The organism is Nitrospirillum amazonense (assembly GCF_007828035.1).
GTDB classification, from domain to species: Bacteria; Pseudomonadota; Alphaproteobacteria; order Azospirillales; family Azospirillaceae; genus Nitrospirillum; species Nitrospirillum amazonense.
In genome coordinates, this window is record NZ_VITV01000006.1 from 323,550 (window position 1) to 348,381 (window position 24,832).

Consider the following 24,832-nt stretch of genomic DNA (forward strand, 5'->3'; position numbering starts at 1 on the left):
GGTGATGCGCGTCGTGCCCCCCACCCCGGAGGAACCGCCCCAGCGTCCGGATGCGGCCGAACTGGCCGGCCGGCAGCTGTTCGGCTTGACTACCCTGCTGCAGTTGCAGAAGCGCGCGCGGCATACCCGCACCGAGCAGGAACTGGGCTTCCTGATGGTGAATGACACCTTCAGCCTGGTGCGCTATCGCCAGGCGCTGGCCTGGCAGCGGACGGAGCGGGGCGACGGCGCGGTGCTGGCCGTATCGGGCTTGTCCTCCGTGGATGCCGACAGCCCCTATGCCCGCTACGCCTGCCGCCTTCTGGTGGCCCATGGCGATTCCGCCGCGATCAAGGAACTGACCACGGCCGATCTGGCCCCGGATCTGGCCGAGGAGTGGCCGGAGTACCTGCCGGCCCACGGCCTGTGGCTGCCGCTGACGGCACCGGATGAGCGGTCCCTGGGGGGACTGTTGCTGGCCCGGGAAGAGCCGTGGACGGATGGCGAGCGCGTGCTGCTGGAAAATCTGGGTGATGCCTACGCCCATGCCTGGGGCGGCTTGGTCCGGCAGCAGCGGCGCTGGCATCGCGACGCCGCCCGGCTGAAGTCGCTGCGTACCCTGGGCTATGTCGCGGCGGGCTTGGTGGCCCTGTCGCTGTTCCCTGTGCGCCTGTCGGCCCTGGCGCCGGCGGAGGTCATCCCCCAGGCCCCGACCGTGGTGCGGGCCCCATTCGACGGCGTGGTCGACAAGTTCCTGGTGACGCCCAACCAGCCGGTGACCGAGGACCAGCCCCTGTTCCAGCTGGACCCGGTGCGGCTGCAGAATCGCCTGGACGTGGCCCAGGCCACCCTGGAAGCGGCGGAGGCGGAGTACCGCCAGACCGCGCAGCAGGCCGTGTTCGATGAAAAGGCCAAGGGCCAGTTGGTGGTGCTGCAGGGCAAGCGCGACCAGGCCATGGCGGAGGTCACCTACGTCCAGGATCTGCTGAAGCGCATCGTCGTGCATGCGCCGCGCGCCGGCCTGGCCGTGTTCACCGACGTCAACGACTGGATTGGACGGCCGGTCACGCAGGGCGAGCGCATCCTGATGGTGGCGGAGCCCAAGGACGTGGAGCTGGAGATCAAGCTGCCGGTGGCCGACGCCATCGCCATGGACACGGGCGACCCTGTGTCGCTGTTCCTGAACATCGACCCGCAGCATCCGCTGGACGCCACCGTGCGGCTGGCGGCCTATCAGCCCGAGGTGGGCACGGACGGCATCGCGGCTTATCGCCTGAAGGCGCGGTTCAACGATGGCCAATCCCCCGTGCGCATCGGCCTGCAGGGTACAGCCAAGATCTATGGCCAGCGCACCACCCTGTTCTATTATCTGTTCCGCCGCCCGTTGGCGGCGCTGCGTCAGCGGCTGGGTGTCTGATGAGCGGTGAGGTTCCGGACGCCGTGCCCGCGTCGGTGGACGCCCCGCCCATGCGCTTGGCCCCCTTGCGCGAGGAACTGACCCTGCTGGCCGGGCCGGCCCTGGCGGATGGGTCGCCCAGTTGGACGCTGCATGACCAAGTGGCCGGACGCTTCTATCGGCTGGGCTGGCTGGAGTTCGAGATCCTGCGCCGATGGCATCTGGAGGTGCCGCAGGCCATCGCCGCCGATGTCGCATCCAACACCACGCTGCGCGTCACCGCCGACGATGTCATGGCCGTCTCGCAGTTCCTGGCGCTGAACAACCTGTTGCAGCGCCATGGGCCGCAGGCGGTATCGACCCTCATGCGTCAGGCGGAGATGCGCAAGCCCGGCTTGTGGCAGTGGCTGCTGAAGAACTACCTGTTCTTCCGTGTGCCGCTGGTAAAGCCGGACCGTTTCCTGACCCAGGCCCTACCCTATGTATCCTGGATCTTCACCCGCGGTTTCTTCCTGGTGACGCTGGCCGCCGCCTTATTGGGCATCTACCTGGTGACCCGGCAGTGGGACCAGTTCCGCACCACCTTCGTCAGCTTCCTCTCCCCCTCCGGCCTCATCACCGGCGCCGTCGGCCTGGCCGTGGCCAAGGTGGTGCATGAGCTGGGGCACGCCCTGACCGCCAAGCGCTATGGCTGCCGGGTGCAGACCATGGGCATCGCCTTCATGGTCATGTACCCGCTGCTCTACACCGATGTCAGCGACGCCTGGCGGCTGCCCAACCGGCGCCAGCGCCTGGCCATCGGCGTGGCCGGCATGGGTGCGGAACTGACGCTGGCCGCCTATGCCACGCTGGCCTGGTCCTTCCTGCCGGAAGGGCCGGTGAAGGCCGCCGCCTTCCTGCTGGCCACCACCAGCTGGATCATGACCGTGCTGGTCAACACCAGCCCCTTCATGCGCTTCGACGGATATTTCCTGCTGTCGGACCTGCTGGACGTGCCCAACCTGCATGACCGCGCCTTCGCGCTGGGCCGCTGGTGGCTGCGCGAGCGGCTGTTCCATCTCGGGGAACCGGTGCCGGAGGAGCTGCCGGCCAGGCGCCGCACTCTGTTGATCGCGTTGGCCTTGGCGACCTGGATTTACCGCTTCACCCTGTTCGTCGGCATCGCGGCCCTGGTCTACCACCTGTTCTTCAAGGTGCTGGGCATCATCCTGTTCCTGGTGGAGGTGTGGTGGTTCATCCTGCGCCCGCCCCTGAACGAGGTGCGGGAATGGATACGGCGGCGGGGAACCATGACCTGGAACCGCCGCTCCGCCACCACGGCGGCCGTGGCGCTGGGCCTGCTGGCCCTTGCCGTCATCCCCTGGCGCAGCACGGTGACGGCGCCGGCTGTCCTGCGCGCCGCGCAGGAGATGGAGATTTTCCTGGACCAGCCAGGGCGGATGGACGCCGTGCTGGTCAAGGCCGGCCAGAGCGTGGCGGCGGGCCAAGTGCTGTTCCGCCTGAGCTCCCCCGACCTGGACTATAAGCTGGCCAGCCAGCGCCAGAAGATCCAGACGCTGCAGTGGGAAGCCGCCTATCGCGGCGGCGCCGCCGTTGACCCCAAACGCCAGCGCATCGCGGCGCAGGAGCTGGAGACCGCGCAGGCCGAATTGCGCGGGCTGGAGGCGGAAAAGGCCAAGCTGACCGTGACCGCCCCCTTCGCCGGCATCATGGCCGAGGTGACGGAGCCGCTGTCGCCCGGCGAATGGCTGCCGGCGAAGGAGCGGCTGGGCCTGCTGCTGGACCCGGCGCATCCCATGATCGAGGCCTATGTGCGCGAGGCCGACCTGCACCGCGTGGCCGTGGGTGACGAGGGCCGCTTTCGCCCCGACCAGACCGTGACCAGCGCCGTGGACGGCCACATCCAGGATATCGACGACACCAGCACCCGCGTACTGACCCGGCGCTATCTGGCCAGCACCTATGGCGGCGACATCGCGGCACGCGAGGACAGCCAGCACCAGCTGGTGCCTGAGGAATCGCTGTACCGCGTGCTGATCGCCCCGGCCAAGGACACCACCCCGGCCACCCTGGAGCGGGGCCGCGTGACGCTGGAAGGCGTGCGCGAAAGCCTGCTGGGCAGCCTGTGGCGCCGCACCGTGGCCATCCTGCTGCGCGAAGGCAGCTTCTGAACGCCAACCGCCGACCCCGCCCCTTTGAGAAGCCTCACACCATGACCAACCGCCCCACGCTTCCCCTTTTCTACAAGCAGCCGCGACTGATGCAGGCCGCCGTGGACGAGGCCATGTCATTGCGCGTTCCAACCCATTACGGGTTCGCCGCCGGGGCGCACGCGGTTCCCCTGGTGATGGGCGAGTTCGCCGCCGCCTGCCGGTCCATCCCCATCCTGTTCGCCGGCGAAGCCGCGGCCCCCATCGCCCTGCTGGGCCTGCGTGAAGGACAGAATCTGTTCGTGCACGCCGATGGCCGCTGGGATGAGGACGCCTACATCCCGGCCTACGTCCGCCGCTATCCCTTCATCTTCCTGGAGGACACGGAGGCGGACCAACTGACCTTGTGCGTGGACGAGGCTGCGGACGCCGTGGTGGCGGGAACGGAAAACCCTTTCTTCGTGAACGGCGCGCCCACCGACCTGACGCTTCAGGCCCTGGATTTCGCGCGCCAGTACCAGGCATCGCACGCGCTGACCATGGACTTCGTCACGGCCCTGCTCGAAGGCGACCTGCTGACCGAGCGGCGGGCGGACATCACCTTGCCCTCCGGCGAGACGCCCAGCCTGTCCGGCTTCCGCGTCATCGACGAGGAAAAGCTGAACCGGCTACCGGCGGAAACGTTGGCAGATTGGCGCGACAAGGGCTGGCTGGCGGCGGCCTACGCCCACCTCATCTCCCTCAACGACTGGTCGGCGCTGATGCGGCGGGCCGGGTGACGCCGAGTGATGGACGGACTGCTGCCGCAGGAGATCGAACCGCCAACGCCGGAGATGGAAAGGCTGACCTCGCGGATGGTGCTGTCCATCCTGCCGCAGCTGATGGCCTATCTGGCCGACATCCGCGCGCTGGTGGACGCGGAGCTGCAGCCCGCGCTGCAGCCGGTCAGCCCGGTCAAGCCGTATCCCCTGGGCCGCTGTGAGGAGATCACGCGGGCGGCCATGGCCATCCTGGGCCGGCGCTTGCGCGAGCCTGCCCATCCGGTGGAGCACGCCCTCGCCTCCTTCCTTCGCCAGGGCGGCCGCATTCGCACCATCTGGGGCGCGCTGCGCGGCACCTATTTCCAGAACGCCTTCCAGATCGGCAGCCTGTACGCCGACGTGGCCAACGACACGGTCGTCATCACCAAGCCCAAGGTCGAAATCCTGCCGGTACGGGAGTGCGGGCTGGTGCCCATACGGGACATCGCCCATTTCATCGAGATTGCCGGCACGTATTGGGGCGGGGAGATCTACCCCAACTTGGTGATCCCTGACCTCGCCCCCCTGTTCCCCATGATCAGCCGCGTTCCCCACCAGTCCGTCCGGCCGCAGATGGGGTGCGACTACATGATCGACCTGTTCCGCCGGGATCAATTCCGCGGGCCGGAGGCCTTCCTGGCCAGCGCCCCACCGCCCCCGCCCGAGGTGGTGGAGGAACTGCGCAGCCTCTGCCCCGAAACCATACGCCATGTCACCCCCGACAGCGGCCGGGACCTGGCCGTCGCCGCCTGCCGACGGGCGCGGGACATCCGGGCGGACAATGCATGGCGGGACCGCCTGGTCCTGGACCTGTTGAGCATCAAGCGGCTGTGAAAGCCGCCGCCCCCGCCTCTCGTACTACCAATCGGTCATGGTCGCGGACGGGTCCCTGCGCTAGGCTTTCCCGATAATAAGATCGGGAGGAGTCCATGATGCGCGTAACGCGGTCCCTGCTGGCGATGACGGCCCTGCTGGGGCTGGGAATGGCGCCGGCATCGGCTGGTGCCGCGGAACCCAAGGCCAAGGGGGAGCATCATCCCCGTTACGACTATCCCACCGCCGTGCGCGCCGACTATGTCATCGGCTGCCTGGCGTCCAACGGCTTCAAACACGAGCTGCTGGGCAAATGCGCCTGTGGCATCGACACCATCGCCGACATGATGCCCTACGACGATTATGAGAAGGCGGACACGATCCTGCGCATGCAACAGGGCGGCCTGGGCGACCGGGGGGCCATGTTCCGCGACACTCCGATCGCCAAGGACGAGGTGGAAAAGCTGCGCCGCGCCCAGGCCGAGGTCAACCTGCGCTGCACGTGAGGGCCGGCGCCCCATCCGTCTTGCGCCGCCCCCCGGCCCGCGCCACAATCCGGCCGACCATTGCGGGGGAAAATAGACGGTGAAATACCATCCGGAGGCGCTGGACCCCATCGTCGGCTTCCTGCGCGACATCGGCTTCACGGTGACGTACGGCGCGGGAGCGCAAGGCGGCTTCCTCCCCGGCGTCAACATCGCGGCCGGCATCCTCCATGTGGATCCTGAGACGCTGGTGGGCCCCGGCGACCTGCTGCACGAGGCCGGGCATATGGCCATCCTGCCCCGCCGCCTGCACGCCCAGTTGGGACGGGATCTGGAGGCCGACATGCGCGCCGCCATCGCCGCCGAGGCCGGACCCGGCCTGCCGGCCGATCCCCTGCTGTCCGTGCCCCTGCAGCAGGGCGAACTGATGGCCCAGGCCTGGTCCTACGCCGCAGCCCTGCATCTGGGCGTGCCGCTGGAATGCATCTTCTTCCCCGGTTCCTACCACGTCGACGCGTATGAAGGCCCGCATCCCATGCAGCGGTGGCTGGAGGCCGGCACCCACCACGGACTGGCCGGGCTGGCGCGCGTGGGCATGACCGGCTTCACCGGCGTCTTCGCCCTGATGGATGACAACAGCCTACCCCCCTTTCCCCGGATGAGCCGGTGGGTACAGGCGTGAGGGATCAAAGGGCCGCGAATTCGGATCGCAGGAAGGCGAACACCTGATCCGCAGCCGCCGGGGTGCCATACCGCCGACCCGCCGGCGTGGGGTTCATATCGGTGCGAACCTGCGGCCGCAGGCGCTTACACCTCCACCCGGGCGATGCCACGAGGCGTGAGGGTGGATCGACGGTAACGCCGAACACGGTCGGCGGCTGTGGCATCCCGTTTGGGCTTGGTGGCCATGGCATCTCCTGACCACGCCAATTTAGCGTAACCGGATTACGGCCCCAAGCTCACCCTCACCCCTTGTCATCGCCCTGGAAGGTGTGGCTGAAGGTGGCGTCGGTGCTGTCGCGCACGGTCGCTGACAGGGGACCCTGGGGGTTATAGCTGAAGGTGATGGCCGGATCCTCGCTCAAGGAAATGTCGGCCTCCAGCTGGAAAACCAAGGCGTCACCGCTTTTGACCGTGATGTCGCGGATGAAGCGCGCGGGCGTGTAGTTGCGGGTCACCTGGTCCATCTGCATGCCGTTGTAATTGGGATGGCTGATCAGCAGCTGGGCGGTGACCGCCCCCTTGGGCAGGCCGGCCGGGCCCTCGGTCACAGTTTTCAGCCGCATCTGGCCCAGGCGCTCCATGGCCAGGGCGGCGTCCTTGGTGGCCGGGGCGGAGCAGCCGCCAGCGGCCTTGATATAGCGCTCCGTCACGAACCAATGCCCGTCCGTCGTTTCCGCCACGGCATGCATATGGGTATAGGCATCCACCCGGATGCGGGTCTTCACCTGCGCCGGTACGGCAGCGGGCCCGAAATGAAAAGTGCCGACCAAGGGTGCCGGGTTGTTATCCACCACCAAGTAGAGGGCCTTCAGCGGCAACTTGGGATCCAGGGTCACAGTCACCGGCACCAGGGCCGCGTCCATGGCCCGGTCCGGCGCCTCCAGCGCGATCTGCCCCTTGGCGGGGGTCAGGGTGTGGGCGTTGAACAGGGTCTGGCGCAGATCCTGCCATCGGGCGGCGTCGGCCGCCGGGTCCTCTGCCCGGGCGAGAAGCGGGGCGGCCAGGATTGACAGCAGGACCAACGCGAACAGGCGGGACTTCATGACGGATCCTCCCACTCCAACTGCTTGAAGGCGGTGACGGCGTTGCGGCCGTTATAGGCGTCGAACAGTTTCCAGCGGCCCCGTTCCGACCGCGCCACCGTGGTGGCGGCGGCATCAATGTCCCCGCCGTTTTTCAGCAAGGCCCGGACATCGCGGGCCAGCGTGGTGAGGTAACGTTCCTCATCCGCCGCGCCGGCCGGCCAGGGCAGCTGGGCGGGGCCGTGGCCTGGCACGACGCGCACCGCCGGCAGGGCCTTCAGCTGGCCCAACACCGTCAGCCAGCCGGTCAGGCTGCCGTCCAGCGCCGGGATGCGCTCCTGGAACAGCAGATCGCCGGCCCACAGGGTGCGCGTCTGCCCATCATACACCGTCAGGTCGCTGTCGGTATGGGCGGCGCCATAGGCCGTCACATGCAGCACACGGCCGCCTAGGTCGATGTCGGCGCTGGTGTCCACAGCTTGAGTGGGCGCCAGCGCGTCGCCAGCCTGGACCGGGTCACCACCCAGGATGCGGGCCAGGCCCTGGCGGTAGTAGCCCCCCCGCTCCCCCCAGGCGGCGGCGAAGCGGGTATGGGCGACCACCACCGGATGGTCCAGCGCGAACGCCGCGGCGCCCAGCACATGGTCGGGGTGGACGTGGGTGTAGATCAGATAACGGATGGGCAGGCCTGTCTTGGCCTTGATCTGCGCCCGCAACCGGGCGCCATCCCCGGCACTGCCACCCGGATCGATGACGGCCACGGCGTCATGGCCGACGATGAAGCCGATGTTGGCGATGGCATCGTCATTGGCGGCGGTGGCGTCCTGCACCACGCCGGGACGCACGTAGACGCCGGGCGCCACTTGAATGAGAGGGGCATCCCTCGCCCACAGAGGCGCCGGCAGCGCCAAACCGGCCGCCACGCAGAAGAGAAATCCGGCCCGGATCAGGATTCGGCGGGCCATGCCTCCCCCACGGGAGCCGGCAGTGGCCCATATTGGCGATAGATGAACTTCGCCGGCGCCTCACCACGCGCCCGCACCGCCGCCAGCATGACGCCGTGGTCGGGCGACAGGGCGCAGGCGGGATCGGTGCGGCCGGCATCGCCGGTCAGGGCGAAGGCTTGGCAGCGGCAGCCGCCCCAGTCCACCTCCCGCCGCTCGCACCCCTGGCAGGGTTCCGGCATCCAGGCGGTGCCGCGATAGCGGTTGAAAGCCTCGCTGTCGTACCAGGCCGCGGCCAGCGAGCCAGTGGCGACCGAGGGCCAATCGAAGCCGGGCAGCGTTTCCGCCGCATGGCAGGGCAAGGCGAGGCCGGCGGGGGAGATGTTCATGAACCGCCGGGCCCAGCCACCCATGCAGGCCTTGGGGCGGGCGGCGTAATAGTCCGGCGGCACATAGTCGATGACCATGCGGCCCTTCAGCCGCGCCCGCGCCGCCTCCACCGTCGCCGTGGCCGCGTCCAGCTGCGCCCGGCTGGGCAGCAGGGCGTCACGGTTCATCAAGCTCCAGCCGTAATACTGGACATGGGCGACCTCGATGCGGCCCGCCCCCAGCTCCAGCCCCAGGTCTATCATCTGCGGCAGGCGGTCCAGGTTCTGGCGGTGGACGACGAAGTTCAAGGTCAGGGGCAGGCCGGCCGCCGTCACCAGCCCGGCCAGCGCCAGCTTGCGCGCCTGGGCGCCCGGCATGCCACCGATCCGCTCAGCACTCTCCACCTCCACGTCCTGAAAGCTCAACTGCACATGGTCCAGGCCGGCGTCGGCCAGCACGGCCAGCGACGCCCCGTCCAGCAACACGCCGGAGGTGATGAGGTTGGTGTAGAGGCCCAGGCTGGCGGCATGACGCACCAGGTCGGGCAGATCCTTGCGGGCCGTGGGCTCCCCGCCCGAGAAGTGCACCTGCAGGATACCCAGGGCGGCGGCCTCACCCAGCACACGCTTCCACGTGGCGGTGTCCATCTCCTCCCCCGCCCGCTGCAGCTCCACGGGGTTGGAGCAATAGGGGCAGCGCAGCGGGCAGCGGTGGGTCAGCTCCATCAGCAGGCCCATCGGCGCCTCCACCGGGGGCGACACGGCCCCAGGCCCGGCCGTAGGAGAGGAAGCGGGGCTCATAGCAGGACCACGCCTTTCTCGGCCAGATCGCGCAGCATGCCAGCCACGTCGCCCGCCATCTCGTCCCGCGGCACGTCGAAGCGGGTGGCCAAGTCGTCGATGATGGCCCCCAGGCTGCGCTGGCCATCCACCAGCTTCAGGATTTCGGTGGCCGCCTCATCCGGCAGGAAGAGTCGTTCCGGTGCCAAAACCATCCAGCTTTTGCGGGTGTCATCGAAGCGGAACTTCACGCCCCGGGCAAAGCGCGGCACCGACGCCTCGCCCACCGCTTCCCTGGTCGCGGCATCGGTCATCGCCGCCGTCCTTCCGGCATGAAGGCGCCCGGCGGGATATAGCCGGGCTCGACATAGGCGAAGTGCAGGGCGTCCAGTTGCGCCCACAGGATGTTGCACTTCTCCGTCAGGGCGGCGATGGCGGCCCGCTGCTGCTCCGCCGTGCGGGCATGTTCCTTCACATAGGCCAGGGCGAAATCCACGTCGCGCGGCGCCTGGGTCAGGCGCGGGGTGAAGTAGGCCAGGGTTTCCTGGGTGATGAAGTCGTAATTGGCCAGCATGCCGGACACACGCTCGGCGATGATGGTGGGAGAAAACATCTCGGTGAGGGAGGAGGCCACCGCTTCCAGCACGCTGCGGTCCCGCACCAGGGAAACATAGGCGTCCACGGCGAAGCGGGTGGCCGGCAGGATGCCGACGGTGGACTGGACGTAGTCGCGGTCCAGCCCCACGCCGGTGGCCAGGCGCAACCAGCGCTCGATGCCGCCGTTGGCGGGGGTGTCGGCCCCGGGGAAGCCGTCGTGGTCCTCCAGCCGGCTGCGCCAAAGGCGGCGCAGATCCGGCGTGGGCAGGCGGGACAGCAGCACCGCGTCCTTGGCCGGGATACGGCTTTGATAATAATAACGGTTCAGGGCCCAGGCCTGGACCTGCCCCCGGTTCAGCGCGCCGCTGTGCAGCAGCTTATGGAAGGGGTGCAGGTTGTGATAGCGCTCCGCCCCGACGGCGCGCAACGCCGCCTCCAACTCTTCCGGCGATAGGACGCGATCCTGCGGCTCAGCGGTCATAAGGCGATTTCCATTCCGTCGTAGGCCACCTCCCATCCCGCTTGGTCCACCACCCGGCGCTGCGGGCTGTCGTCCATCAGGATGGGATTGGAATTGTTGATGTGGATAAAGACACGGCGGCGAACATCCAGGCCGGCGAAGGCGGCGAGGGTGGCGTCCACGCTCATGTGTCCCATGCGCAGGCCGGTCTTTTTCCCAAGGCCGGCGTCGATCATTTCGGTATCGGTATAAAGTGTTCCATCAAAGAACACCAACTCGGCACCGCGCAAGCGGTCCGCCAGCGCCGCCGTCATCGCGGCACAGCCGGGGATGAAGAAGAAACGGCGTTCGCCGTCATCCAACGCCACGCCCACCGTGTCCTCCCCCTCCACGATGGGGGGTGGATCGTCGTGGCCCTCCAGGTATAGCGGCACCTTGCCGGGCACGGGAAACAGCTCGATCCACAGCCCACTTTCCGCGCCGCCAATGCCGCCCCCGGTCAGGGGCACGCGCTCGTTCAACGGCAGCGCGCGTCGCGCCACCACATCACGGGCCAGCACTTCGAAGATCGGATTGGCGTCCAGAATGCCCAGGGTACGGGCGGTGCCGTGGAGGGTGAAAGGCTGGCGTTCCCGCAAATTCAGCAAGCCGGCGATGACGTCCACATCTCCGCCACTCAGCACTACCCCCGCAATGGGGGTAGAGCGCAGGCCGTGGCTGGGGTGGAGCGCTGGATTGGCGGCGATCTGCTGCCGTAGGTCGGGTGACGCATTCAGCAGAAACCAATCCCGACCATCGCGGCTGACGGCCAGCGAGGCCTGGGTGCGGGGCCGTACCGCCGGATCACCGGCGCGGGCCCGCCGGCAGGCCTCGGCATGCGAGTTCCATTGAGGAAACCCGCCACCGGCCGCCGCGCCGAGAACAAGGATATGCATGGGTCCTTAGGCGCCAAGCCAAAGCACGGGGGGCCGTCGCGGCCGTCCGGACCCAACGCCCGGAAGACCAGCGGCGGCCCCAAGTCGTTGAATTGCTTATTTCACTTCCGCGCAAGCGTAGCAGTTGATTTCCATGCCCAGCGCGATTTCAACGATCTTCGGAGTCTTCCAGCTCATAACATTTCCTCCGGTTTTGAGGGGCGGCCACATGTCCGCTCCTGTATTTAAAATAATTCTAAATTGCCTTTCCGTCAAGGGACCAGCCGATGCCGCACCTACGCGCTCCCTCATCCCTTGGGCGCAGACAGGCGCGTTGCGACACCTGAGGCTTTAAGCTTCGCGCGCCTTCGGCTGTTCCGCCGATTGAGCGCCGGCGCTGTCAGACGAACGCGGGCTTGTTAGAAGAACGCGATGGCACCCGCGGCGATCGTATCCTCTTGCGCCTTGTTGCCGCCGTGGGCCGTGGCGGTGGTGTGGGCATACTCACAGATCAGGTTGACCCAACTGGTCAGCTTATATTTGCAGCCGGCGGCCCAGGACTCGTTGGTCTTCACCAGCAAGGGGTTGACCTCGCCCGAGGCCAGGCCCAGGCGGCTCAGCCCATAGCTGCCGGATAGGGTGAACCTCTTGAAGAAGGTGTAGCTGCCCTGGACGTAGTAGCCGTCCGAACTGCGCGCCTGGCCGGCGGCGCTGACGCCGTCAAAGAACAGGCCGGTGGTCCCCAGCGCGTCGCCGGTGTAGCCATAGGCCACCAGCTCGGCATCCGCGACGTCGATCTTGGCGCCGAAGTCCCAGCCGGTGCCCCGCACGCTGCGTCCCTGAGGCAGCGCCTCGGCAGCCGACACGCTCTTCAAATCCTGAGTGACGACGTTGGCCCATAGCTGGGCCTTCAGCAAGCTGCTGGCGTCGGTCGGCAGCTCATAGTTGACACCGGCCTGGATCTGCGGATCGTCATGGGCGGACAGGGTGCCCGATTGGCCGGAGAAGTTGAAGGCGTCCAGCGGCTGGAAGATGCCGACCGAAGCGGTGAAGCCGCTGAACTTGGGCGTGGTGTAGGTGATCTGGGGCATGAAGTCGGTGTAGACGTAGCCGATGCCGATGCGTCCCAGCGAGGTGTTGGACGGCGCCACGTTGCCGCCGGTCGATCCCACGCCGAACAGGGTGAAGTCGTTCAGGATCGCCTGCTGGCCGAACAGTCCGATGTCGCGACCCACCTTGACCGTGCCCATGCTGGGCGTGCCCACCGTCAGGTACTGCTGGCGGAAGTCGATGCCCGACGTCGCCAGGGCATGCGCGGCGCCGGCGGAGTTGGCCCCCCCGACCCCCGACACGCTGTTCAGGCCCGGGTACAGGCCGAAATGGGCGACGATATCGAAGCCTTCCTGCTGGGTCTTCAGCTCCACGGCGAAGTTGCCGGGCAGCAGACCGTTGCGGATGGAGGAGTTCTCGCTGCTGCCCACCGCCGCCAGGCCGCCCGCCACCACATGGTTGGGCGCCACGCTGTCCGGACTGTCATGGACATAATAGCCGTTGATCTCCCCCGACAGGGTGACGTCAACGGGGCCGACATGCACGCCGATGCCCTTTTCCGTCATGCGCACGGCGAAGGGATCGGGCGGCGGGGCCGCGGCCACCGCCGCGGCGCTGGCGCTGGCCACGGCGGCCGGCGGCGGGGGTGGCGGCGTCTCGACCGCCTTGCGCTGTTTCAGTTGGTCGTATTCCTGCTGGGACAGGATGCCTTTGGCCAACAATTTGGCCAGAAGATCGTCGGTGGTGTCGGCTTTCGCCATGGATCCCGGCAGACATGCCAGGCCGCTGATCGCGGTCACGCCCAGAAACAATGCCATCCGCTTGGATTTCATTCTTGTTTCCTCCCGGCTTTATTTGCAGGGCGTCGGCCCGGTGGCCATGGCAATAAAACGCCATTCGGCGGAAGTTTCCGCGCGCCGATCATTTCCCTGCTGTTTGGCGGGGTCTTTCTGGGCCCCACCTTAATTTGAAACTTGAAGTCGTTTGCCTTGTCCGCGCAATAGAACTAAAGAACCGTTGCGGGTTGCCGGCCGGTTGCGCACGCTGGGACAAGCCTATGAAATCATGGGGGCGGTTCGTATGCGGCCCTTCGGCCGCCGCACCGCACCCGGATGGACCCATGAAAACCAAGCCTGGCGACAGCGGCCAATCCGAGAGTGGCCACTCCCACAGCGGACAGCCCCCCGGTGCCAAGACCCGCCCCATCGACGGGCCCGGCGCCACATCCCTAACCAAACCTAAGGTCGCGGCGCGGTCCGGCAAAACTCCGCCGCGGATGAACGGTGCCGCCCCCGTGCCCCCGGCCCCTTCCCTGCCGCCCCTACCCCCCTTCCCCGTGGCGCCAGCACGGACGCGCGCCCGTGGCGATGGCGGACCCACCGTGCCCTTGCGCCGCGGCGGGTCCGACAAAATGGACGCCCACGCGGCGGTGGCGGAACTGCGTCAACAGGTCGGAAACGGCGGCGACGCGGCCGGTATCCTGGTTTTCTTCTCGCCCGCCTATGACCGGGAGGAGATGCTGGTGGCGCTGAAGGAGGCGTTCGGTTCCACACCCGTCTTCGGCTGTACCACGGCGGGGGAGATCACGCCCTTCGGCTACATCAGCAACGGCCTTACCGGCATCAGCTTTCCGGCGGCGGATTTCATGGTCCACTCCGCCCTGTTCGAGGGGTTGAGCCAATTCCAGATCGCCAACACCATCGAGCGGACGCATCAACTGGTGTCCCAGCGCCATGCCCAGGCCCAGGGGCGGCCCGGCTTCGGCCTGCTGCTGGTCGATGGCCTGTCAACGCGCGAGGAACAGCTGGTCAGCGCCATCGGCAATGCGCTGGCGGGGCTGCCGCTGATCGGCGGGTCGGCTGGCGACGGGCTGGATTTCAAATCCACATTCGTGCTGCATGAGGGCCGCTGCGTCAGCGATGCCGCCATCCTGCTGCTGGTCACCACCCGCCGGCGCTTCTCCGTCTTCAAGACGGAGCATTTCGTGCCGACGGAACACAAGATGGTGGTGACCGGCGCCGATCTGGAGACCCGCCGGGTGTTCGAGATCAACGCCGAGCCGGCGGCCCTGGAATATGCCCGCCTGGTGGGCCTGTCGAACGAGCCGCTGACGCCCAAGATTTTCGCCGCCCACCCCGTGGTGGTGCGGGTGGGCGGCCAGTACCACGTCCGCGCCATTCAGAAGGTGAACCCGGACAACAGCCTGACCTTCCACTGCGCCATCGACGAGGGCCTGGTGCTGACGGTGGCGCGCGGCATCGATATCGTGGAAAATCTCCATGAATTGTTCCGCCGGCTGGAACGGGAGATCGGGCCCTTGGACGCCATCATCGGGTTCGATTGTGTCCTGCGGAATCTGGAGACGGAACAGCGCAACCTGAAGGCCGCCGTGTCGGATCTGTTCGTTGCCCATCGCGTCACCGGCTTCTGCACCTATGGCGAGCAGTACATGTCCATGCACGTGAACCAGACCTTCACCGGCGTCGCGATTGGTGGGACATGATCATTCCCAAGCCCCTGCCCGCCAACCAGGACGCAGCCCCAGTGCCGGCCGACGCGGACGCGGCGCGCCGCATCGCCGACCTGGAGCAGCAGGTGGCGAAGCTGACCCGCATCAACCAGTCGCTGATGGATCGGGTGGAACGCCATGTGGACGGCCAGGGCTCGGCCTTTTCCCTGTTCCAGACCGCCATCAGCCTGGAAGACCAGGTCCGGTCGCGCACCCGGTCGCTGGAAGAGGCGCTGGTTGATCTGGAGCGGTCCTACCAGGAAGCCGCCAAGGCGCGGGAACAGGCGGAAACGGCCCGCCTGCGCCTGTTCACCGCCATCGAGGCGGTCAGCGGCGGCTTCGCCCTGTTCGATGCCAACGATCGGCTGGTGCTGTTCAACCAGGATTACCTGAGCTTCTGGCCCGGCATGGCGGGCGACGTCCACCCCGGCATGTCGTTCAGCGACATGGTGCATCTGGCGGTGCAGCGCAAAAGCGTGATGGACGCCTATCGCGACCCCGATGGCTGGGTCCGCCGCCGCCTGCGCCAACATGCTGATTGCCAAGGCCCCACCGTCCATGCGCTGAGCGACGGCCGCTGGATGCAGATCAACGAGAAGCGCACCAATGACGGCGGCGTGGTCGCCATCTACACCGACATCACCGCCCTGAAACGGCGGGAAACGCAGCAGTGGAAGGCGGCGCTGGCGCAGAAGAGCACCCTGCTGCAGGCCACGCTGGACAACATTTTCCAGGGGGTAGCGGTGTACGACGCCCAACTGGCGCTGGTCGCCTGGAACAACGAGTTCGTGCGCCTGCTGGACCTGACGCCCCGTTGCGTGCGGCGCGGCGCCGTCTTCGCCGATTTCCAGCGCTTCAATGACGGCCTGCTGGCCCATGGCATCAGCGAGCCGCGTTTCCTGGACCCCCAGAACAACCCGCTGCCGCTGCGGCTGGAACAGACCTGGTTCAACGGCCGGGTGCTGGATATCGAGCGCAACCCCATGCCTGACGGCGGCTTCGTCCTGACCTTCACCGACATCACCGAGCGCAAGCGCAACGAGGAGGCGCTGCGCGACAGCGAGCGGCGCATCCGCTTGGTGACCGACGCCATGCCGGCCCTGATCGCCTATTGCGACGCGGATGAGCGCTACCAGTTCGTCAACGCCCCCTACCGGCAATGGCTGCGCCGGCCGGAAACGGCCATTCTGGGCCGGCGCATGCGCAGCGTGCTGGCCCCCGCCTTTTACGAGCGCAGCCGCGCCTACATCCGCCAGGCCCTGGCCGGCCAGACCGTGTCGTTCGAAGTGGAGCTGACGCCCACCGGCGATCCGGACAATCTGGCGGAGCCGCGCTACGCCCATGTCACCTTCGTGCCCCATATCGGGCTGCCCCATGCCGACCAGGATCGGGTGATCCTGGGTCTATTCACGCTGATGCAGGACGTCACGGAGCGGCGCCGCGCCGACGCCGCCATCAAGGAGGCGAACGAGACGCTGGAGCGGCGGGTGACCGAGCGCACCGCGGCGCTGACCGCCCTGAACGGCCAGCTGCAGCAGGAGATCGCGGAGCGGCGGGAGGTGGAGCGCGCCCTGCAGTCCGCCAAGGTGGAGGCGGAGCAGGCCAACCTGTCCAAGACCAAGTTCCTGGCCGCCGCCAGCCATGACCTGCTGCAGCCCCTGAATTCCGCCAGGCTGTTCGTGTCGGCCCTGGCAGAGCTGGAGCATACGCGCAAGAACAGGTCGCTGATCGACAACATCGACGTGTCGCTGAGCGCGGTGGAGGGTCTGCTGGACGCCCTGCTGGACATCTCGAAGCTGGACGCCGGGGCGGTGTCGCCGGAAATCGTGGACTTCCCCATCGGCAGCCTGCTGGGGCCCCTGTCCACCGAGCACCAGGTGTTGGCGCAGGAACAAGGGCTGGCCCTGCGCTATGTGCCGTCGCGCGCGGTGGTGCGCAGCGATATCCGCCTGCTGCGCAGCATCGTGCAGAATTTCCTGTCCAACGCCGTGCGCTATACCCAGCGGGGGGGGGTGCTGCTGGGCTGCCGCCGCCGGGGTGACACCTTGCGCATCGAGGTGTGGGACAGCGGTCCCGGCATTCCGGCCGACCAGCTGGACGAGATCTTCAAGGAATTCCACCAGTTGCATCGCGGACCCATGCTGGGCGGCCCTATTGGGAATTCGACCAAGGGTGAGGGACGCACCCGCGCCACCAGCCGGGGCATGGGCCTGGGCCTGGCCATCGTGCGCCGCGTCGCCAAGGTGCTGGACCTGACGGTGGAAACCCGGTCCATGGTCGGCCGCGGCTCCATCTTCTCCGTCGCCGTGCCCTTGGGCACCATGACGGCCTCGGCCGTCGCCCGCCGTGTCGCCGGTGACGGCAACGCCCGCCCCCTGGACGGAACCTTGGTCCTGGTCCTGGACGACGAGCCCAGCGCGCTGATGGGCATGCAGGCGCTGCTGTCCACCTGGGGCTGCGAGGCGGCGGTGGCGTCCACCGGAGAGGAAGCGCTGGAGGTGCTGGGCCGCCTGCCCCGCCCGCCCGACGCCCTGATCGCCGACTTCCACCTGGGCGACGGCCACACCGGCCCGGATGAGGTCACCCACCTGCGCCAGGTCATCGCCGCCGGCACCGGCCTGGCGCCACCCGCCATCATCGTCACCGCCGACCACACGCCGGAGGTCGAGGCCCAAGTGAAGCAGCACCAGTACTGGATGCTGAAAAAGCCGCTGAATCCCGCGCAGCTGCGGGCGCTGCTGTCCAGCATGCTGGGTTAGGCCGGCTTCCGGCCCCTGCGCGCCCGGTTGACACGCCTTCGCAACCGACGATATGCCTGACCGGTCGCTTTCACGCCCGAACAAGGTCCGGCCGCGCATGCGTTCCCTTCTGGCCGGTCTTGGCCCCGCCGATGTCCGCACGGCCCCCTTCCCCCATATCGTGGCCGACCGGCCCATGGAAGACGGCCTTTACCAGGAGCTGAGCGCCAGCTTTCCCGGGTTTGCCCGCATGGGCTGGGACTGCGCCCCGGACCAGGTGCCCAACAACCGGCGCTTCGAGCTGTCGGCCGAGATGATCCTACAATCACCGGATTTGCCGGCCTGCTGGAAGGACTTCGCCGCCTACCATGCCGGTCCGGCCTTCCTGGCGGAGGTCGCGGCCCTGTTCGACGGCCACTGGGACCCGGCCATGCTGACGGCCCTGGACGGGCGCCTGACCAGTCACAGCACCGGGTTGCGGCGCCTGACCTCGACGGGGCCGTATCGCATCCACCAGGACGCGCGCATGGAGATCAACACCCCCGTACGCGACCGCGCCTCCTCCTCGCGCGGGCCCCATCTCGACACGCCGAACCGCCTTTTCTCCTGCCTGTTCTACATGCGGGCACCCGATGACGATGCACAGGGCGGTGACCTGGTGCTGTACCGCTGGCGCAACGGGCCGACGGGGCGCATCGCGGACTATGCGCTGCCGGAAACGGCGGTGGAGGAGACCCTGACCGTGCCCTACGCCGCCAACCGGCTGGTGATCTTTCCCCAAAGCCTGCGCGCCCTGCACGGCGTAAGCCCCCGCCACCCCACACCGCACACCCGCCGCTACGTCTTCGTTACCGCGGAACTGACCGAGGACTGGTTGCGCCAACCCTTGAGCGAGGGGGTGTGACATGCGCCTGCTGGTCCATGGCATGCAGTCGAGCGGGGCCACCGCCTTTACCCGCGCCCTGGCGGAGCGACCCGGCTGTGTCGCCCTTGCGGACATCCCCAACAATTTCGCTGCCCCGCGCGTGACCACGACGGCCGACTTCGTGGCCAAGGTGGTGGTGACCACGGCCTATCCCCTGGCGACCCATATGGAACGCTTCCGCCCCGACAAGGTGGTGTTGTTCCTGCGCGACCCGCGTGACAACTACGCCAGCCTGTCGACCGCGAACTACCGCCACCATTCCGGCCTGATGGACGAGAAGTTCCTGATCCTGGACCAGTTGTTCGCCGAACGGCACCGGCTGTTCGATGCGATCATCCATTATGAGGATTTCGTCGCCCGCGACCCGTCGGTGTCCACGGCCCTGGCCGCCCTGGGCTGGCCGCTAGACGAAGCGCACTACACCTTCCGCCGCGACTACAACGACCTGCTGCGGACGCTGTGGGAGGCGGAACCAGCGCTGCGGGAAACCATGGACGTGGTCTTCGGCAACGCTCGCGGCGCGGGCGTGACCGACCGCTGGCGCGACAAGCCGCGCGATCCGGCGGTCGACGCACAGTTGGAGGCGCTGTGCCCCCGCCTGCTGCGGCATTACCAAGGCCGGCCCATAAGAACCGGTCAGGCCAGGTCGGTCAGTGCGAAGTCATCGCCCTTATAGAGAAGGGCCGCGCCCTGCGCTTTGGCACAGGCATAGGCGAAGCAATCTCCCATGTTCAATGCGGCCGGATGGCGGCCCTTGCCGTAGCGGGCGTAGGCATCATAGGCGATATCCCACTCCCGCACCCCCAGGTCCACAAACCGGAAGCCCGCTTCCTTCAGGAAATCAAGCACATGGCTGCGTGCCCTTGCCGGTTCAATTTTGTAGGATCGGCAAAGGCCAGCCGCCGTTTCCCAAACCGCAAGGGCGGAACAGAAACGATCAGCGTGCATTTCCAGCCGGTCCGCTAAGACGGCGGCATCCTCCTCCCCCGCAATGAGCGCAATAAGGGCCGACGCATCCGCGAAGATCATTCAGAAGTTTCCGGAAAGATCGTCAAAGAATGCCTTGTCGGCCGGTAGTCCGGTTGGGGCCGGTAAAGGATGGCGGGCACGGAAAGCCGCTAGGCGATCCCGCAAGGGAACAGCCTCTGCCAGGCGCTGAAGTTCCGCCCGCACCGCCAGCTTGACCGCATCCTGTTTGGAAATGCCCCGGAGGACCGCCAACTCCGCCACCAGTTCGGCGGTAACGTCGTCCTTGATGTAGAGAGGCATTGCCATTATCTCCCCAACGGGCCGCCGGATATCCAAGAAAGATACATCGGGATATCCGTGCATTCAAGAACCACCCGCGGTGTAAGAATTCCACCGCTGAGCGCTGGTCCGGAAAATTTGCCTTGTTCCACGCCGTGCAACTGACAGCTGGGCAGATGCGCCGGCTTGCGTCCTCGCTGGTTCCGGCATTGGGCATTCTGACACCGAACCACAGTTACATCTGGTAGCCGGGGGTCGGCGTCCACAGCTGGGTTAATGGCCCATTGGCCCCTGTGACGGGATCGGACGGTGGGAAGGGCAGGTGGGCGATGCGCTCCAGCTCCTCTGGCGTCGCCGCCTCGCGCCGGATATCCCAGTCCTGGCCCGGCGGATAGCCGCCCACTGCCAGGAAATCATCGCTGGCGGCAACGCGGCAGTGGCCGGTGCCGGCGGGCAGCACGGCGACGTCGCCGGCCCGCACCGCCACCCGGCGGCCCTGGGGCCCGCCCAGCATGAGTTCCGCCTGCCCCCGGGCGAAGCCCAGCACCTCATGCGCGGACGTGTGATAGTGGTGATAGTCGTAGATGCCGTCGCGCCAGCGCGCGGGCCAGCCGTTGCGCTGGAACAGCGCCTCGAACACCGCCGCCGGGTCGCCCTCGCCCAGGGGCACCATGCCCCGGTAGATCAGGACGTGCAGGCGGGCGTTGTTTGGCACCCAGCTGAGGCCGTGCAGGATGAAATTCTCCGGCCAGCGGCCGTGTTCACCCGCCATGCCGCCGTAGGCATCGGCTTCGGCGTGCTGGTCGGCCATGACATGTCTCCCTGAAGGCGGAACGGTTCCGCCCTCTGAAATCCGCCGGGCCGCCGCAGGTTCCGAATCAGCCTTCCGCCACGTCGGCGAAGCTGTCCAGGTGCAGACGGCCGGCCATGACCACGGCCTGGGTCCGGCTGTAGACGCGCAGCTTGTGCAGGATGCTGGAGACGTGGGCCTTCACCGTGGTTTCGGCGATATCCAGGTCATAGGCGATTTCCTTGTTGAGCTTACCGGTGCCCAGCAATTGCAGGACGCGGCGCTGCTGCGGCGTCAGCGTCAGGACCCGCTGCAGGAAATCATCGTCCGCCGCCTGGCCCTTGGGGTCGGGTGCCGGCTCAGCCAGCGCCAGGTCATCGGGACGGTAGGTGCCCCCGGCGGCCACCAGCGACAGAGCGGCCACGATCTCAGCCCGGGGGGTGGACTTGGGGATGAAACCCATGGCGCCCAAGGCCAGGGCCTCGCGTACCAGGCGTGGGTCCTCCAGGGCGGAGATCACCACCACGGGGGTGGCGGGGAATTGACTGCGGATGCGCACCAGCCCCTCGAATCCGTCCACACCGGGCATGCGCAGATCCAGCAGCAGGAGGTCGGCGGCGCCGATGGACTCCAGCAACTGCATCACACCCGCCAGATGGGCGCACTCCAGGATTTCAGGCTGGTCAAACGCGGACTCCACGGCCAGGGCCAGGGCGCCCCGCACCATGGGATGATCGTCGGCAATGATTATTTGCGGCATGCGTCGCCTCGTTTGCGGGCGATTATGATTCGGCGTTTCCTCGACCTTGACGATAGTCGATATCGATCAACCCGGCTAGTGCCTGGGAGGGTTAGGCCGCGTCCCATCGGCGGAGCCTCCACCACCGCCAGGCGGCTGTATGCAACCCTTTGACATACAATCAATATCAGACTGGAAGAGCGAATGCCGACACCCCCCTGCGCGGGTGCGGCACGGGTGTCAAATTACCCTTGTACCAAAGTACAATTGGCACCCGGGACGGGCTTCTTGAAGATGGGCAGCAAGCCGAACGGTGGCGCATTCCCTCTGAAGTTCCAAAGGGAAGGCCGGAAGGAACGGCGCCCCGGAGAGGAACGGCCCGGCGGGAAAGCCCCGGCGGGCCAGCAAAGACGAAGAACTGGCAGAGTCGAAGTTCCCGCGTGATCATGGGCCTGCGGCGTGACCGGTTATTGGCATTCCCGACCGCCCCCTTTTCGGCCGACAGCCGCCTGGTTTCGACGGTATTTCTTTTACCTTGCGACATCGGGCGCGAACGACACTGATCCCACGAAGGCCGGCACGCCGGCCTCTTGGGCGGCAGGGGTAGGCGGCAGGGATGGAGACGGGATTGCCCGTGGCGGCCGGCGGCCCAGGACAGGATGGGAACATGCGGGATGGAAACCGGTCCGAATGGACCTATCCTTAACCTTCTCAAGGAGAGACCCCATGCGTTGGAAGAAGCCCATCGTCACCGAGATCGCGCTCGGCATGGAAATCAACTGCTACGCCTGCGCGGACGTCTGACGCCCCCGCCATCATCGGCCGGCCCACGGGGTCGGCTGGACGTGCATCCGCCCGGTGTGCGTCCCTGTGCGTTTTGTCCCCAGTCGCCGGGCTGGATATCCGCCTCGTGCCGGCGGGCTGGTGGCCCCTGTTCAGCCTAATCGCGTCGCCCATCCGCCGGCCAGGCGGACACCAATCGGACCGGACCTACCGGCCAATCCCCAGGGAGGGAATTGAGATGAAACAGCGGAAGAAGGTGTTGTTGTCGTGGACCGCCCTCGTGACGGCCAGCTTGCTGTCCAGCCATCCGTCGCTGGCCAACGACGAACTGTCCAAGGCGAGCAAGGACCCCAAGCAATGGGTCATGCAAGCCGGTGACTACGCCAATCAGCGCTACAGCTCCTTGAAGCAGATCACCACCGCCAACGTTAAGGAATTGCGCCCGGTGTGGACCTTCTCCACCGGCGTGCTGCGCGGCCATGAGGGCGGCCCGCTGGTCGTGGGCGACGTCATGTACGTCCACACCCCCTTCCCCAACGTGGTGTACGCGCTGGACCTGAACAACGCCGGCCGCATCCTGTGGAAGTATGAGCCCAAGCAGGACCCGACCGTCATTCCCGTCATGTGCTGCGACACCGTGAACCGCGGCGTGGCCTATGGTGACGGCAAGATCATCCTGAACCAGGCCGATGCCAATGTCGTGGCGCTGGACGCCAAGACCGGCAAGGAGCTGTGGAAGGTCGCCAACGGCGACCCCAAGAAGGGTGAGACCATGACGGGCGCGCCCGTCATCGTGAAGGACAAGGTGCTGGTCGGCATCAGCGGCGGCGAATTCGGCGTGCAGGGCCGCATGACGGCCTACAACCTGAAGGACGGCTCCGTCGCGTGGAAGGCCTATTCCGTCGGCCCCGACGACCAGATCCTGGTCGACCCGCAGAAGACCACCAGCCTGGGCAAGCCCATCGGCGCCAACTCTTCCCTGTCGACCTGGCAAGGCGACCAGTGGAAGACCGGCGGCGGCGCCACCTGGGGCTGGACCAGCTATGACCCGCAGCTGAACCTGATCTATTACGGCTCGGGCAACCCCTCGACCTGGAACCCCAAGCAGCGCCCCGGCGACAACAAATGGTCCATGACCATTTTCGCCCGCGACGCCGACACGGGCATGGCCAAGTGGGTCTACCAGATGACGCCCCATGACGAATGGGATTATGACGGCGTCAACGAGATGATCCTGGCCGATATCAAGGTGAAGGGCACGCCCGTCAAGGCGCTGGTCCACTTCGACCGCAACGGCTTCGCCTACACCATGAACCGCGAGACCGGCGAGCTGCTGGTGGCGGAGAAGTACGACCCGGCGGTCAACTGGGCCACGCATGTGGACATGAAAACCGGCCGGCCGGAAGTCGTGGCGCAGTACAGCACCGACAAGAACGGCGAGGACCACAACACCAAGGGCGTCTGCCCGGCGGCCCTGGGCAGCAAGGATCAGCAGCCGGCCTCGTATTCGCCGGATACCGGCCTGTTCTACGTGCCGACCAACCACGTCTGCATGGACTATGAGCCGTTCAAGGTGTCCTACACCGCCGGCCAGCCCTATGTCGGCGCCACGCTGTCCATGTTCCCGCCCAAGGGCGAGAATAACCTCGGCAACTTCATCGCCTGGGACGCCAGCACCGGCAAGATCGTCTGGTCCAACAAGGAAACCTTCTCCGTCTGGTCGGGCGCCCTGACCACGGCCGGCGGCGTCGCCTTCTACGGCACGCTGGAAGGCTACCTGAAGGCCGTGGACATGAAGACCGGCAAGGAGCTGTACAAGTTCAAGACGCCGTCGGGGATCATCGGCAACGTCACAACCTATGAGCACGGCGGCAAGCAGTACGTCGCCGTGCTGTCCGGTGTCGGCGGCTGGGCCGGCATCGGCATGGCCGCCGGCTTGGGCGGCGACACGGACGGCCTGGGCGCCGTCGGCGCCTACAAGCAGTTGGCCAACTACACCCAGCTGGGCGGTGTGCTCACCGTCTTCGCCCTACCGTAACCCCTCTCTCCTTCTCAGCCCCGCCTGGGGATCATCCCTCAGGCGGGGCTTCTTTGCCCCTTGAGCTAGAGCACACATGCCTGGACTCCCCACTTCGCGAAAAGAGGTCCGACTGATGCCGAAACGCTTGGCGCTGGCCGCTGCCGTCACCCTTCTGGCCCTGCCCTTCAGCGTCGCCGCCGGCGCCGCCGATGGCAGCGCGCCCACCGCCACCAAGGTGGCGGCCGAGGCCAAACCCTATAAGGTCGAAGGCGGCAAGGTCGATCCCGGCACCTACAACGGCTATCGCCGCTATGGCGAGTCCTGCATGCGGTGCCATGGTCCTGACGGGGCCGGCAGTTCCTACGCCCCGGATCTGACCGACAGCCTGAAGCACATGGATTACGATACCTTCGCCGAGACGGTGATCAACGGCCGGAAGAACGTGAATACCGCCAACAACAACGTCATGCCCTCCTTCGGCACGACGGAGGACGTGGCAAACTACCTGGACGACATCTACGGCTATCTGAAGGCCCGGTCCGACGGCGCCATCGGCCGCGGCCGGCCACAACGCATCGGGGACTGAGAACAACGGCGGC

General features: G+C 67.1%; 25 protein-coding genes. 13 read left to right on the top strand and 12 right to left on the bottom strand.

The annotated features are described in order from the left end of the window. Nucleotides 1-4 precede the first annotated feature (4 nt). From FBZ87_RS18720 to FBZ87_RS18745, 6 genes are all read left to right on the top strand, one after another. Entirely contained in the window at nucleotides 5-1,396 is a 1,392-nt protein-coding gene (locus FBZ87_RS18720; protein ID WP_145612091.1) for an efflux RND transporter periplasmic adaptor subunit, read from the top strand. Beyond that, nucleotides 1,396-3,546, top strand: a complete 2,151-nt coding sequence (locus FBZ87_RS18725) for a site-2 protease family protein (protein ID WP_145612092.1) — start codon at nucleotides 1,396-1,398, stop codon at nucleotides 3,544-3,546. Before FBZ87_RS18720 ends, FBZ87_RS18725 begins: the two co-directional genes overlap by 1 nt. A gap of 41 nt (nucleotides 3,547-3,587) precedes the next feature. Next, entirely contained in the window at nucleotides 3,588-4,304 is a 717-nt protein-coding gene (locus FBZ87_RS18730; protein ID WP_145612093.1) for a SapC family protein, read from the top strand. Between the two features lie 9 nt (nucleotides 4,305-4,313). Then, nucleotides 4,314-5,159 carry a hypothetical protein gene (locus tag FBZ87_RS18735; protein ID WP_145612094.1) on the top strand — a complete coding sequence of 282 codons (846 nt, stop codon included), beginning with the start codon at nucleotides 4,314-4,316 and terminating at the stop codon, nucleotides 5,157-5,159. A 95-nt stretch (nucleotides 5,160-5,254) separates the two neighbouring features. Continuing rightward, entirely contained in the window at nucleotides 5,255-5,644 is a 390-nt protein-coding gene (locus FBZ87_RS18740) for a hypothetical protein (protein WP_186454838.1), read from the top strand. Nucleotides 5,645-5,723: 79 nt separating this feature from the next. Then, a complete protein-coding gene (locus tag FBZ87_RS18745) occupies nucleotides 5,724-6,305 on the top strand; it encodes a hypothetical protein (RefSeq protein WP_145612095.1) in 582 nt (193 codons plus the stop codon). Nucleotides 6,306-6,588: 283 nt separating this feature from the next. Here the strand turns inward: FBZ87_RS18745 and FBZ87_RS18750 are convergent, their stop codons facing one another. From FBZ87_RS18750 to FBZ87_RS18785, 8 genes are all read right to left on the bottom strand, one after another. Then, entirely contained in the window at nucleotides 6,589-7,389 is an 801-nt protein-coding gene (locus FBZ87_RS18750; RefSeq protein ID WP_145612096.1) for a quinoprotein dehydrogenase-associated SoxYZ-like carrier, read from the bottom strand. Beyond that, entirely contained in the window at nucleotides 7,386-8,333 is a 948-nt protein-coding gene (locus FBZ87_RS18755; RefSeq protein WP_145612097.1) for a quinoprotein relay system zinc metallohydrolase 2, read from the bottom strand. The genes FBZ87_RS18750 and FBZ87_RS18755 overlap by 4 nt, the downstream gene beginning before the upstream one ends. Beyond that, nucleotides 8,315-9,418 carry a pyrroloquinoline quinone biosynthesis protein PqqE gene (gene pqqE, locus FBZ87_RS18760; RefSeq protein WP_211106998.1) on the bottom strand — a complete coding sequence of 368 codons (1,104 nt, stop codon included), beginning with the start codon at nucleotides 9,416-9,418 and terminating at the stop codon, nucleotides 8,315-8,317. Before pqqE ends, FBZ87_RS18755 begins: the two co-directional genes overlap by 19 nt. A 59-nt stretch (nucleotides 9,419-9,477) precedes the next feature. Next, nucleotides 9,478-9,774: a pyrroloquinoline quinone biosynthesis peptide chaperone PqqD gene (gene pqqD / locus FBZ87_RS18765; RefSeq protein ID WP_145612099.1), complete on the bottom strand. Its 297-nt coding sequence runs from the start codon at nucleotides 9,772-9,774 to the stop codon at nucleotides 9,478-9,480. Continuing rightward, nucleotides 9,771-10,538 carry a pyrroloquinoline-quinone synthase PqqC gene (pqqC, locus tag FBZ87_RS18770; protein WP_145612100.1) on the bottom strand — a complete coding sequence of 256 codons (768 nt, stop codon included), beginning with the start codon at nucleotides 10,536-10,538 and terminating at the stop codon, nucleotides 9,771-9,773. Before pqqC ends, pqqD begins: the two co-directional genes overlap by 4 nt. Beyond that, complete coding sequence (gene pqqB, locus FBZ87_RS18775; protein ID WP_145612101.1) at nucleotides 10,535-11,452, bottom strand: pyrroloquinoline quinone biosynthesis protein PqqB; 918 nt, start codon at nucleotides 11,450-11,452, stop codon at nucleotides 10,535-10,537. The genes pqqC and pqqB overlap by 4 nt, the downstream gene beginning before the upstream one ends. Before the next feature lie 96 nt (nucleotides 11,453-11,548). Beyond that, nucleotides 11,549-11,743, bottom strand: coding sequence for a pyrroloquinoline quinone precursor peptide PqqA (pqqA, locus tag FBZ87_RS30230; protein WP_422394482.1), 195 nt, complete (start codon nucleotides 11,741-11,743; stop codon nucleotides 11,549-11,551). A gap of 107 nt (nucleotides 11,744-11,850) precedes the next feature. Further along, nucleotides 11,851-13,314, bottom strand: a complete 1,464-nt coding sequence (locus tag FBZ87_RS18785; RefSeq protein ID WP_211107000.1) for a porin — start codon at nucleotides 13,312-13,314, stop codon at nucleotides 11,851-11,853. Nucleotides 13,315-13,892: 578 nt separating this feature from the next. Between FBZ87_RS18785 and nosP the strand changes: the two genes are divergently transcribed. The 4 genes from nosP (at nucleotide 13,893) to FBZ87_RS18805 (ending at nucleotide 19,329) form a co-directional block, all read left to right on the top strand. Next, the gene (gene nosP / locus FBZ87_RS18790; RefSeq protein ID WP_246134480.1) at nucleotides 13,893-14,984 is read left to right on the top strand and encodes a nitric oxide-sensing protein NosP; all 1,092 of its coding nucleotides are present in this window, start codon (nucleotides 13,893-13,895) and stop codon (nucleotides 14,982-14,984) included. Further along, complete coding sequence (locus tag FBZ87_RS18795; protein WP_145612102.1) at nucleotides 14,981-17,749, top strand: hybrid sensor histidine kinase/response regulator; 2,769 nt, start codon at nucleotides 14,981-14,983, stop codon at nucleotides 17,747-17,749. The genes nosP and FBZ87_RS18795 overlap by 4 nt, the downstream gene beginning before the upstream one ends. A gap of 97 nt (nucleotides 17,750-17,846) precedes the next feature. Beyond that, on the top strand, nucleotides 17,847-18,632 hold the full coding sequence (locus tag FBZ87_RS18800; RefSeq protein WP_145612103.1) for a 2OG-Fe(II) oxygenase: 786 nt from the start codon (nucleotides 17,847-17,849) through the stop codon (nucleotides 18,630-18,632). Nucleotide 18,633: 1 nt separating this feature from the next. Continuing rightward, a complete protein-coding gene (locus FBZ87_RS18805; RefSeq protein WP_145612104.1) occupies nucleotides 18,634-19,329 on the top strand; it encodes a hypothetical protein in 696 nt (231 codons plus the stop codon). On the opposite strand, the gene FBZ87_RS18810 is transcribed toward FBZ87_RS18805, so the two are convergent. The 4 genes from FBZ87_RS18810 to FBZ87_RS18825 all read right to left on the bottom strand — a co-directional run bounded on the left by FBZ87_RS18810 (nucleotide 19,290) and on the right by FBZ87_RS18825 (nucleotide 21,451). Further along, complete coding sequence (locus FBZ87_RS18810; RefSeq protein WP_145612105.1) at nucleotides 19,290-19,682, bottom strand: type II toxin-antitoxin system VapC family toxin; 393 nt, start codon at nucleotides 19,680-19,682, stop codon at nucleotides 19,290-19,292. The two genes, FBZ87_RS18805 and FBZ87_RS18810, sit on opposite strands and share 40 nt — an antisense overlap. Beyond that, nucleotides 19,683-19,922 (bottom strand): type II toxin-antitoxin system VapB family antitoxin, encoded by a 240-nt coding sequence (locus tag FBZ87_RS18815; protein WP_145612106.1) that lies wholly within the window; start codon nucleotides 19,920-19,922, stop codon nucleotides 19,683-19,685. Between the two features lie 214 nt (nucleotides 19,923-20,136). Continuing rightward, a complete protein-coding gene (locus FBZ87_RS18820; protein ID WP_145612107.1) occupies nucleotides 20,137-20,712 on the bottom strand; it encodes a cupin domain-containing protein in 576 nt (191 codons plus the stop codon). Between the two features lie 67 nt (nucleotides 20,713-20,779). Further along, nucleotides 20,780-21,451, bottom strand: coding sequence for a response regulator transcription factor (locus tag FBZ87_RS18825; protein ID WP_145612108.1), 672 nt, complete (start codon nucleotides 21,449-21,451; stop codon nucleotides 20,780-20,782). 669 nt (nucleotides 21,452-22,120) lie between these two features. Between FBZ87_RS18825 and pqqA (FBZ87_RS18830) the strand changes: the two genes are divergently transcribed. The 3 genes from pqqA (FBZ87_RS18830) (at nucleotide 22,121) to FBZ87_RS18840 (ending at nucleotide 24,819) form a co-directional block, all read left to right on the top strand. Further along, the gene (pqqA, locus tag FBZ87_RS18830) at nucleotides 22,121-22,234 is read left to right on the top strand and encodes a pyrroloquinoline quinone precursor peptide PqqA (protein ID WP_211107001.1); all 114 of its coding nucleotides are present in this window, start codon (nucleotides 22,121-22,123) and stop codon (nucleotides 22,232-22,234) included. Between the two features lie 217 nt (nucleotides 22,235-22,451). Beyond that, nucleotides 22,452-24,251, top strand: a complete 1,800-nt coding sequence (gene xoxF5 / locus FBZ87_RS18835; protein WP_145612109.1) for a lanthanide-dependent methanol dehydrogenase XoxF5 — start codon at nucleotides 22,452-22,454, stop codon at nucleotides 24,249-24,251. A gap of 115 nt (nucleotides 24,252-24,366) precedes the next feature. Further along, complete coding sequence (locus FBZ87_RS18840; RefSeq protein WP_145612110.1) at nucleotides 24,367-24,819, top strand: c-type cytochrome; 453 nt, start codon at nucleotides 24,367-24,369, stop codon at nucleotides 24,817-24,819. Nucleotides 24,820-24,832 lie beyond the last annotated feature (13 nt).